The following is a 10,615-nucleotide window of genomic DNA, read 5'->3' as shown; positions in this document are numbered from 1 at the left end:
AGTCCGGACAAGCCCGGCTCGCCGCGCGGCGCCGCGCCCGCTACACTGCGGGCATGAGCCACACCAGCCAGGCCATGTTCCGCCACCGCAACCTTCCTCACCTGCTGCTGCAAGCGCGCGAGACATTGCTGGCCGGCTTTCGCCCGATCCTGCGGCAGTTCGGCATCACCGAGCAGCAATGGCGCGTGATGCGCACGCTCAACGAGCGCGAGCCGATGGAGCCGAACCAGCTGGCCGAAGCCTGCCTGATCCTGAGCCCCAGCCTGACCCGCATGCTGTGCGGCATGGAAGACGCCGGGCTGGTCGAACGGACCCGCTCTGCCACCGACCAGCGCCGCCAGCTGGTCAGCCTGACGCCGTCGGCACGCGCCATCATCGTCCAAATGGAGCCTCTGGTCGATGCACGCTACCAGGAGCTGGCGCAGCGGCTCGGCCCCGAGCGTCTGACCGAGGTCTACCGCGCGCTCGACGCCATGCTGGCCGGCCTGGCGCCGCCGGACCTGCCCGAATCCACCCCGCCCGAATCCGCTGTCTCGCCACCGCCCGGGCGCGGCGGCGAGGCCGGCTGAGCCTGCCCCTTCATTGCCGATGCCCGCGTCCCATCCCGGATCACTCCTGCCGCGCCTGTTCCCATGGAGCCAGCGCGTCGACAAGACCACGCTGCGCGCCGACCTGGTGGCCGGCCTGCTCGGCGCCGTGCTGGTGCTGCCGCAGGGCGTGGCTTTCGCCACGCTGGCCGGCCTGCCGCCGCAATACGGCATCTACAGCGCGGTGGTGCCGTGCATCGTGGCGGCGCTGTTCGGTTCGAGCTGGCACGTGATGTCGGGGCCGACCAACGCCAATTCGCTGGCATTGTTCGCGATGCTGAGCCCGCTTGCATATGCCGGCAGCCCGGCCTATATCGGGCTGGCGCTGGCGGTCACCATCGTGGTGGGCGTGATACAGCTCGCCGTGGGCACGTTGCGGCTTGGCACGCTGGCCAACTTTATCTCGCCGTCGGTGCTGCTCGGCTTCACCTGCGGCGCCGCGACGCTGATCGGCCTGTACGCGCTCAAGGACCTGTTCGGGCTGGCGGTGCCGACCGGCACCAGTGCGTTCGGCGTGCTGCGCCACCTGTTCGAGAACATCGACACCATCAACTGGGGCGCGGCCACCGTAGGCGCGGTCACGCTAGTGGTGACGCTGATGTGCAAGCGGCTGTGGCGGCGGCTGCCGTTCATGCTGCTGGGGCTGCTCGCCGGCTACGGCGTGGCGCTGCTGCTGAACCAGTCCGGCGCGGGCGGCGCCCACCATGTCAACGTGGTCGGGCCGATCCCGTCGGCGCTGCCGCGGTTCCACCTTCCCGATGTCGACTGGCGCAAGCTGCCCGACCTGCTCGGCATCGCCTCTGCGCTGACCATCGTCGCGCTGGGCCAGTCGATCTCGATCGCCAAGGCGGTGGCGCTGCGCTCGGGCCAGCATATCGACGCCAACCGCGAGTTCATCGGCCAGGGTCTGTCCAATATCGCGGGCGGCTTCTTCTCAGGCTATATCTCGTGCGGCTCGCTCAACCGCTCGGTGCCCAACTTCGAAGCCGGCGCGCGCACGCCGCTGGCCAGCGTGTTCTCGGCGCTGTGGCTGGTGGCACTGGTGGCCGTCAGCGCCCCGCTGCTGGCACAGATCCCGATGGCAGCGATCGCCGCGATGCTGCTGCTGGTGGCGTGGGGCCTGCTCGACACCGTGCGGCTGCGACGCATCTTCACGCTCAGCCGCACGGAGTTTGCCATTGCCATCGGCACCTTCGCCGCCACGCTGGTGATCCGGCTGGAGATGGCGGTGCTGCTCGGCACCGTGCTGTCACTGGTCGCCTACCTGTACCGCACGTCGCGGCCGGCCGCGCGCAGCCTGGTGCCCGACGCCGACGATCCCGGCCGGCGCTTCACGCCGCTGGACGAGCTGCGCCGCCCGCAGCCGGAATGCCCGCAACTGAAGCTGCTGCGCATGGAAGGCGCGATCTACTTCGGCGCCGTGCAATACGTGACGGATCGCCTGCACTGGCTGCGCACGGTCAACGCCGGCCAGACGCACCTGCTGGCGATGACCAAGAGCATGAACTTCATCGATCTGGCCGGTGCCGAGATGTGGGAAAACGAGCTCGCCGAACGGCGTGCGCTGGGTGGTGATCTGTACTTTCACCGCCCGCGCACACAGGTGCTGCAGACCTGGGCGCAGACCGGCTTTACCGACAAGCTCGGGGCAGACCATATTTTCCCGACCAAGCGGCAGGCGCTGCACACGATCGTCGACCAGCTCTCGCCGGACATCTGCGCGCAATGCACCGTGCGGATCTTTGAAGAGTGCGCGTCACGGCCTGGCGCCGCGGCCCCGGCAGCACAATGAACTGAAGCGCCGGCGCGTCGGCATGAGCGGCGGCTGCGCACCAGCGTTCAAGCAACAATACGGCTGCAGGAAAACCAGGAAACTGGAACGGGAAAACCGGGAGACTGCCTGTGCCGGTGTTGCCGGCTTGGCACGCAAGGCCGGACGGCCCTACGTCTGGGAACCTGATAACAGATGGGCGCCCGCGGCATGCCGGGGGCTGGCCGGGGCATCCATCCGCATCAGATCGGCGCCACGTGGGCGCGCTTGACGACGATTGGCTGGGGCGCGCCCTGCTCGATCAGCACCACGGCGGCGCGTTCGATGGTTTCGCGACCGGCACGGAATGCCTCTTCCAGCGACAGTACCTGGTCGGCACTGAAGCCTTCCCACAGTGCTTCGCGTGTCACCACGCAAGTCACCTTCTCGCCATTGACAAGTGCCTGGAACAGCAAGCCTTCATTATTGATGTCGTAGCGCTCTTGCTCTTGGAATTTGATTTCCATCGGTGCAGCCCTCCATATGCAAGTGGAGAAACATCCTAACATGGCTCCGGCAAAATCGTATGGATAGAGCCCATGCGAATGCGCTCATTGCGAAGACCATCACGGCCGTCTTTGAGTTCCATCCGCGCGCATGTGTGGCTCCCGGTCACAACGACGGGGGTTGTTCCGGCAAGTGCATCAAACATTTGACAGCGCCGGAAATCATGCTAGAATCTCGTTCTTCGTTGGGGCGTTAGCTCAGTTGGTAGAGCAGCGGACTCTTAATCCGTAGGTCGAGTGTTCGAGTCACTCACGCCCCACCACCGAATACAGAAAGGCCGGAAGCAGCAATGCTTCCGGCCTTTTGCTTTGTGCGCTTGCTTCATTGGCTTATCCGCTGCGGCGCAGGGCACATGCCCACACCGCAGCGGCCCGTGCATCAGGCGCCCTGGCTGGCCCGCTCGAACAGCGTACGCGCCAGCGCGCGATGGCGCAGCAGCACGTTGGGCAGGTCGGCCGTCAGCAGTGCACCGTCGCGCACCACTTCCCTGCCGTTGATCACGCTCGCCGCGACATTGGCCGGCGTGCAGAACACCAGCGCCGCCACCGGGTCATGGCCGGCGCCGGCAAAGCCTACCTGCGACATGTCGAAGGCGACAAAATCCGCCGACATGCCCGGCGCCAGCGCGCCGATATCGTCGCGGTTAAGCACGCGCGCACCACCCAGCGTGGCAATCTCCAGCGCCTCGCGCGCGCTCATGGCGGCCGGCCCGTAGCCAACGCGCTGCAGCAGCATGGCCTGGCGCGCCTCGCCCAGCATATGCGCGCCGTCGTTCGAGGCGCTACCGTCCACGCCCAGGCCCACTGGCACGCCGGCATCACGCATGGCTCGCACCGGCGCAATGCCGGACGCCAGCCGCATGTTCGAGCACGGGCAATGCGCCACGCCGGTCCCGGTGCGGGCAAACAGCGCGATGCCCTCGTCGTCCAGCTTGACGCAGTGCGCATGCCACACATCGTGGCCGACCCAGCCCAGGTCCTCGGCATACTGGGCCGGCGTCAGGCCGAATTTCTCACGCGAGTAGGCAATATCGTTGTCGTTCTCGGCCAGGTGCGTGTGCAGCGACACGCCATAGTGCCGCGCCATGTTGGCCGACTCGCGCATCAGGTCGCGCGACACCGAAAACGGCGAGCACGGCGCCAGCACCACGCGCAGCATCGCGTGGCGCGCACTGTCGTGGTACTGCTCCACCAGCCGCTGGCTGTCGCGCAGGATGGCGGCCTCCTCTTCCACCACCACATCCGGCGGCAGGCCGCCCTTGCTGCGGCCCACGCTCATCGAGCCGCGCGCGGCGTGGAAGCGCATGCCCATCTCCTGCGCCGCGGCAATCGAGTCATCCAGGCGCGAGCCGTTCGGGAACAGGTAGAGGTGGTCGCTGGTGGTGGTGCACCCCGACAGCATCAACTCAGCCATCGCGGTCTTGGTCGACACCGCGATCATTTCCGGCGTCAGGTGCGACCACAGCATGTACAGGTTGGTCAGCCATGAGAACAGCTCGGCATCCTGCGCCGCTGGCACCGCGCGCGTCAGGCTCTGGTACATGTGGTGGTGGGTGTTGACCAGGCCGGGCGTGACCACGCGGCCGCGCATGTCGAGCACCTGCGCGCCGCCGTCATCGACCATGCGCCGGTACTGCGGCGGCAGTTCCGAGGTGGGGCCGACCCACTGCACGGCGGGGCCTTCGGCAACCAGGGCGCCGTCGCGGATCTCGCGGCGCTGCGCGTCCATGGTGACCAGCACATCGGCGTTCAGGGCAATCAGGGTCATGGCGGAATTCCTTCTGCAAAACGAATTGGGGGACTGGATGGCCGCCAGTCTACGGCGGCGAGGTGCCATCCCCCAAGCGCAGAATTCCGATCATCCTGTCCACAAAAAGTGGACACCTGCGGCATCCAGTTGATCAACGCGCCTGCGCGAACAACACCGCCAGCGCGTCGCCGATGCGCTCGGCCATCAGTTCGGCCGCGGCGCTGAGCGGGCTGCGGGCGCGCGCCACCAGCGTCAGCGTCTGGCCCTGCAGGTGGCGGTCGCGCAGCGGCACATAGACCAGCGCCTGGCGGGCGCGCTCCTCCATCACATCGAGCGGGTTCAGCAGCGCGATACCGGTGCCCAGCATCACCAGTTGCCGGATCAGCGCGGTCGAGGTGGACTCCGCCACCGGCGAGACCTCGATCGCATTGCGGGCAAAGGCCGCGTCAAGGATGGCGCGGATCGACAGGGAAGGCGCCGGCAGGATCAGCGGATAGCCGACGCATTCGCTCAGCAGCGCCGATTGCCGGGCCGCCAGCGCATGGCCCGGCGGCACCACCGCGCCGATCTGCCAGTCGCTGGTGGCCAGCACCCGGAAGGCGGGCAACTCAGGCAGGTCATAGCCAAGGCCCAGGTCGGCGTCGCCCTGCTCCACCGCCGCGATGATGTCGGCCACCGGCAGGTCGGCGACGCGCACCACGATGCCCGGATAGCGCTGGCGGAAGTCATGCACCAGCGACGGCATCAACGAGCCCGCCAGGCCGGCCGTGACCGCCACGGTGACCTCGCCGCGGCGCGCGCCTTTGAAGTCCTCGATGCGCTCGCGCAGCGCGTCGTGCTCGCGCAGCGTCTGGCGCACGTGGGCCAGCACCATCTCACCCAGTGGCGTCAGCCGCAGCCGCTTGTTGATGCGCTCGAACAGCGGCGCGCCCAGTTCCGCCTCCAGGTCCAGGATCTGGCGGTTGACCGCGGTCGGCGCCACATGCAGGTGTTCGGCCGCCTTGCGGATCGAACCGCGGCGGACGACCTCGTCGAGATAGCGCAGGACTCTGGCGTGCATGGGCTGGGCAAGCTGGTGGATCGGAAGCACCGCGCGGGATGCGCGCGGTGGCCTGGCATTGTAGCGGCCAGTGCAGCTTGGCTCGCAAAAATTGCGCGAAGGCTATTGCGTCTTATCCGATACCTTGCTACAATCTTTTTCTTCGTTGGGGCGTTAGCTCAGTTGGTAGAGCAGCGGACTCTTAATCCGTAGGTCGAGTGTTCGAGTCACTCACGCCCCACCAGCGAATTCAGGAAAAGCCGGAAGCCTTGCTTCCGGCTTTTTTCATTTCCGCCGCCCGGCTCCTGAGCGCGCGGTCGGCACGGTTGCGGTTTTCTTGATACGCGGGTTCTCACCAATTCCCCTGCGCCCGCTTTCCCGGTTGAATCGCTCCCGCGCACATTGTGGAACATAGTTCCGTATCGCGGAACTGTCGCAAGGTGCCGGCCGTCGCCGCATCCCGGCACGGCCTGGTCATGCCAGCGCGGGGATCCGTGACAGCGCGGGGCGCAGACGAAGAGTCGCGCCCGAAGAAACGCCTGCAGCCCGCCTGGCGAATCAGTGAAAGAAGAACGGAGGCACTCCTTGAAAGCAGTTATCAACGCCGGCGCAGCCGCCTGCATCGCCGCCCTTGGCCTGGCCCACGCCGGCCTGGCCCAGGCCCAGTCCTACCCCAACAAGCCGATCCGCCTGATCGTTCCGTTCGCGGCCGGCGGCACCACCGACATCGTTGCGCGCGCGGTCTCCGACGGCCTCGGCCGCGAGCTGGGCCAGCCGGTGGTGGTGGAAAACCGCGGCGGCGGCGGCGGCGCGATCGGCGCCGACGCGCTCGCCAAGTCCGCCCCGGACGGCTACACGCTTGGCATCGCCACCGTCAGCACGATGGCGACCAACCCCGCCACCAACCCCAAGAACCCGTACGACCCGCTCAAGGATTTCGCGCCGATCACCAACCTGGTCAACGTGCCGAACGTGCTGACGGTCAACCCGAAGGTGCCGGCCAAGACCCTGAAGGAATTCGTCGCGATGCTGAAGGCCAACCCCGGCAAGTACAGCTACGCCTCGGCCGGCAAGGGCAGCATCTCGCACCTGGACGGCGAGCTGTTCAAGGACATCACCAAGACCGACATGGTCCATATCCCCTACCGCGGATCGGGCCCTGCGCTGAACGACACGCTGGCCGGCCAGGTCAACGCGCAGTTCGACAACCTGCCGTCGTCGATGCCCCATATCCAGGCCGGCAAGCTGCGCGCGCTGGCGGTGGCGGCACCCAAGCGGGTCGAGGGCCTGCCTGACGTGCCGACCTTTGCCGAAGCCGGCATGAAGGACATGAACAACATGGCCTGGTACGGCCTGGTGGCGCCGGCCGGCACGCCGGCGGCGATCATCACGCGCGTGCATGACGCCGCGGTCAAGGCGCTGCAGGACCCGAACGTCAAGCGCCGCCTGGCCGACAGCGGTGCCTACACCGACGGCAACACCCCGGCGCAGTACGCCGCCCAGATCAAGCGCGAGCTGGACCTGCGCAAGAAGATCGCACACGACCAGAACATCACACTGGAATAACCGGACGGCGAAAACCGTCCCGCGAGGGATCATGACCGGCTGCCACCTGGCAGCCGGTTTTTTTATGGCTGGCGGTTGAAAATGGGTCATGGGTCACCCACATCTATCCCAGGATCGTTGCATTTGATCCGGCGCAGTACGCAGGCAACGCCATGGGTGTTCAATACTTGTAGAAGAAACTTTCACTTTGCGGACAAGCGCTGACTCGGTACATTTACCGGGTGTTCCGCCACATGTGCCCGGCCTTCACCGGCCAAGCTCGGCCCCAAAACCGGATTCGCGCAGGCGCTGCGCGACCGTCAATCGCGAGGATAAGCAAGATGCTGAAGAAGACCGTTTCGACCCTGATCGTTGCAGCACTGGCCGCGCTGGGCGCGACGCAGGTCTATGCGCAGAAGAACTACACCGATGGCGGCGATCTCTACGGTGGCAGCCACACCAAGAAGGCCAGCCCGAACCAGAACCCCGCCAAGTCCGGCAAGTTCGACCCGTACACCGATGGCGCCAAGCAATCGACCAAGTCGGACCTGACCAACTCGGGCAAGAAGTTCGACCCGAACACGGATGGCGCCAAGTCCGGCAAGTTCGATCCGTACACCGATGGCGCCAAGGCCGGCAAGACTGATCCGTACACCGAGGGCGCCAAGGCGCCTGCCAGCCAGGGCGGCAAGGCGCAGTAAGCCTGCCCGCCGCCAACCGGCGGCACCAAGGCAAACAGCCCGCTTGCGCGGGCTGTTTTGCTTTCTGGCTGGGCCGCACTCAGGCTGCCATCGCCTGGGCCGGCTGCGCGGGCTGCATGGTGCCGCGATCGCGGAAGCCGACATGCCAGGACAGCGCCTCTTCCAGCAGGTGCGGGGTCTGGCCGCCGTGGGTGCTGGCGCGCCGGAAGTAGTCGCCCAGCAGCTCGCGGTATTGCGGGTCGGCACAGTTGGCGATGACCGTGCGCGCGCGTTCGCGCGGCGCCAGGCCGCGCAGGTCGGCCAGGCCGTGCTCGGTGACGATGATGTCGACGTCGTGCTCGGTATGGTCCACGTGCGCCACCATCGGCACGATGCTGGAGATATCGCCGCCCTTGGCCACCGACTTGGTCACGAATACCGACAGATGCGCATTGCGCGCAAAATCGCCGGAGCCGCCAATGCCGTTCATCATGTGCGTGCCCCCCACATGCGTGGAGTTGACGTTCCCGTAAATGTCGCACTCCAGCGCCGTATTGATGGTGATCAGCCCGAGCCGGCGCAGAATCTCCGGATGGTTGCTGATCTCCTGCGGACGCAGCACCAGGCGCGAGCGATAGCGCTCCAGGTTCGACAGGAAGCGCTGGTACACCTCGCGCGTCAGCGTCACCGAAGAGGCCGAGGCAAACGCCAGGCGCCCCGCATCCAGAAGTTCAATGGTGCTGTCCTGCAGCACCTCGGAATACATCTGCAGGTCGCGGAACGGTGAATCGACCATGCCGTGCAACACCGCGTTGGCGATGGTGCCAATGCCCGCCTGCAGCGGCTGCAGCGAGGGCGAGAGCCTGGCGGCGCGGACTTCGCGCAGCAGGAAATCGTTGAGATGGCCGGCGATATTGCGCGTTTCGGCATCCGGCGGCAGCGCGTTGGACGGGCTGTCGTCCTTGGCGGTGATGACGATGGCCGCGATCTTCTCGGGATCGATGGGGATATACGGCAGGCCAATCCGCTGCTCGGGCGCGATCAGCGGGATCGGCTGGCGGTACGGGCGCTGCACCGGGAAGTAGATGTCGTGCAGCCCTTCCAGCTCCAGCGGCATGTTCAGGTTGATCTCGACGATCACCTTGCGCGCCAGCATGGCGAAGCTGGCCGAGTTGCCGACCGAGGTGCTGGGGATGATGCCGCCCTGTTCGGTGATCGCCACCGCTTCCACCACCGCAACGTCCACCGGCGCGATCTGGCCGGAGCGCAGTTGCTCCACGGTCTCGGACAGGTGCTGGTCGATGAACATCACTTCGCCGGCGTTGATCTTGCGGCGCAGCGTGGCGTCAGACTGGAACGGCAGGCGGCGCGCAATCACGTCGGCCTCTGCCAGTACCCGGTCGATATCGTTGCCCAGCGAGGCGCCGGTCATCAGGGTGATGCGCAGCGGCTCGGTTGCCGCCCGGCGCGCCAGCGCAAACGGGACTTCCTTGCAGTCGCCCGCGCGCGTGAAGCCGCTCATGCCTACCGTCATGCCGTCGCGGATCAGCGCGGCGGCTTCGTCGGCCGAGACTACCTTGTCGTGCAGCCTGGCCAGGCGAATGCGTTCCTTGTACATCCTTATCTCCGGTCTGGCGGCCGGGCCCGTGCCCGCGCCGCGCGCCCCTGCTGGCCTGAAGGCTCGTTGGCGGGGTCTCCGGCAGGCAGTGTAGCCAGCGGCATACATTCTTGCTGTGATTTAAAGTCATGTCTTCCAGTCGCTTTATTCATAGTTGAAACCATGCTGGGAGACGTGCGGGCCACTATGTCCCTGTGATGCCACAGGGCATTCCCGCGCTGTCACAATGCCGGCAAAGGATTCTGGTAGTGTCTGCCCCATCGGTCGACCGTGCCCCGCCAGAGAGGCTGCGGCGTCCGTGCCGCCCGGGCCGGCCATGCTCCGGCCCCTGGCACCCATGCGACGGATGCCAGCGCATCGCAGTGGCGGCAAACCAAAACAGGAGACGCCATTCATGCAGCCAAGACCCCTCGAACCCAGCGAGCCGGTTGTCCTTGCCCTGGTTGATGCCGTAACCGCCTGGCAAAGTGCGTTGGAACAGACGCTGTGCGCTTCTGGCCTGAACTACGCCCAGTGGCTGCTGCTGCGGGCCATCCGCCAGGATGCCTTCGTGCGCGGCTCGCCATTGACCGGCCCGATGCCGATCGATGCCGCGCGTTCCGAGACGATGCTGGATGAACTGCGGCGCGACGGCTGGATCGAGTACGCCGGCACCCAGGCGCCCCGCATCGCAGCAAGCGCAGCCAGCCGGCTGCAGCGCACCGCGCAGGCCCTCAGCGCGCTGCACAGCGTGTCAGTGGCGGCGTTCAGTTCGCAAGAGCGTGCTGCGCTGGGCACCCTGCTGGAGCGGATGAAGACCACGCTGAGCGACCACACCATGCGCCAGGTTCGCGCGGGCACCGAAGCCGCCCGGCAGGAGACAGCCGCCGCGCCCTCGCATTGCCCCGGCCTGCCGCCGGTCGCGCATCGCCCTACCTCCTGCCCCACCCTCGCCGCTACGCGCCTCTGAGCGCCGCGCAAGCCGGTCCCGCGGGCAACCGCGGGATCCGTCCGCTTTTCTTCATGCGTCATCCTCATACCCGCCACTTTTCTTGCGCCGGGCATCCGGTTTTTTCCTAAAGTATGAGCATGCCCCGGCAC

The 10,615-nt window shown here is 66.8% G+C and carries 9 protein-coding genes and 2 tRNA genes; 7 read left to right on the top strand and 4 right to left on the bottom strand.

Going from position 1 to position 10,615, the window contains the following annotated elements; translation table 11 throughout:
* The first annotated feature begins 53 nt into the window (after positions 1–53).
* Together hpaR and RS901_RS12985 are read left to right on the top strand one after the other, a co-directional pair.
* Complete coding sequence (gene hpaR, locus RS901_RS12990) at positions 54–569, top strand: homoprotocatechuate degradation operon regulator HpaR (RefSeq protein ID WP_316149157.1); 516 nt, start codon at positions 54–56, stop codon at positions 567–569.
* Positions 570–588: 19 nt separating this feature from the next.
* Entirely contained in the window at positions 589–2,379 is a 1,791-nt protein-coding gene (locus RS901_RS12985; protein WP_316149156.1) for a SulP family inorganic anion transporter, read from the top strand.
* A 221-nt stretch (positions 2,380–2,600) separates the two neighbouring features.
* Here the strand turns inward: RS901_RS12985 and RS901_RS12980 are convergent, their stop codons facing one another.
* Positions 2,601–2,864 carry a DUF1488 domain-containing protein gene (locus RS901_RS12980; protein WP_010813081.1) on the bottom strand — a complete coding sequence of 88 codons (264 nt, stop codon included), beginning with the start codon at positions 2,862–2,864 and terminating at the stop codon, positions 2,601–2,603.
* Between the two features lie 226 nt (positions 2,865–3,090).
* On the opposite strand from RS901_RS12980, the gene RS901_RS12975 reads away from it, so the two are divergent.
* A tRNA-Lys gene (locus RS901_RS12975) sits at positions 3,091–3,166 on the top strand.
* Between the two features lie 116 nt (positions 3,167–3,282).
* Here RS901_RS12975 and RS901_RS12970 read toward each other — a convergent pair.
* Both RS901_RS12970 and RS901_RS12965 read right to left on the bottom strand, forming a co-directional pair.
* Positions 3,283–4,671: an 8-oxoguanine deaminase gene (locus tag RS901_RS12970; protein WP_316149155.1), complete on the bottom strand. Its 1,389-nt coding sequence runs from the start codon at positions 4,669–4,671 to the stop codon at positions 3,283–3,285.
* A 133-nt stretch (positions 4,672–4,804) separates the two neighbouring features.
* Positions 4,805–5,713, bottom strand: coding sequence for a LysR family transcriptional regulator (locus RS901_RS12965; RefSeq protein ID WP_316149154.1), 909 nt, complete (start codon positions 5,711–5,713; stop codon positions 4,805–4,807).
* A gap of 147 nt (positions 5,714–5,860) precedes the next feature.
* Here RS901_RS12965 and RS901_RS12960 point away from each other — a divergent pair.
* The 3 genes from RS901_RS12960 to RS901_RS12950 all read left to right on the top strand — a co-directional run bounded on the left by RS901_RS12960 (position 5,861) and on the right by RS901_RS12950 (position 7,938).
* Positions 5,861–5,936: transfer RNA gene (locus RS901_RS12960), tRNA-Lys, on the top strand.
* A gap of 341 nt (positions 5,937–6,277) precedes the next feature.
* Positions 6,278–7,258, top strand: a complete 981-nt coding sequence (locus tag RS901_RS12955; protein WP_316149153.1) for a tripartite tricarboxylate transporter substrate binding protein BugE — start codon at positions 6,278–6,280, stop codon at positions 7,256–7,258.
* A 320-nt stretch (positions 7,259–7,578) separates the two neighbouring features.
* A complete protein-coding gene (locus tag RS901_RS12950) occupies positions 7,579–7,938 on the top strand; it encodes a hypothetical protein (protein WP_316149152.1) in 360 nt (119 codons plus the stop codon).
* A 79-nt stretch (positions 7,939–8,017) separates the two neighbouring features.
* On the opposite strand, the gene RS901_RS12945 is transcribed toward RS901_RS12950, so the two are convergent.
* Complete coding sequence (locus tag RS901_RS12945; protein ID WP_316149151.1) at positions 8,018–9,535, bottom strand: acetyl-CoA hydrolase/transferase family protein; 1,518 nt, start codon at positions 9,533–9,535, stop codon at positions 8,018–8,020.
* 394 nt (positions 9,536–9,929) lie between these two features.
* Here RS901_RS12945 and RS901_RS12940 point away from each other — a divergent pair, with 394 nt between their 5' ends.
* Positions 9,930–10,484, top strand: coding sequence for a MarR family transcriptional regulator (locus tag RS901_RS12940; protein ID WP_316149150.1), 555 nt, complete (start codon positions 9,930–9,932; stop codon positions 10,482–10,484).
* Positions 10,485–10,615 lie beyond the last annotated feature (131 nt).

Source organism: Cupriavidus sp. BIC8F, from assembly GCF_032465815.1.
In the GTDB taxonomy this organism is placed as follows: Bacteria; Pseudomonadota; Gammaproteobacteria; order Burkholderiales; family Burkholderiaceae; genus Cupriavidus; species Cupriavidus necator.
The sequence above is the reverse complement of the archived record's forward strand: the minus strand, read 5'-3'. Positions and strand labels throughout refer to the sequence as shown.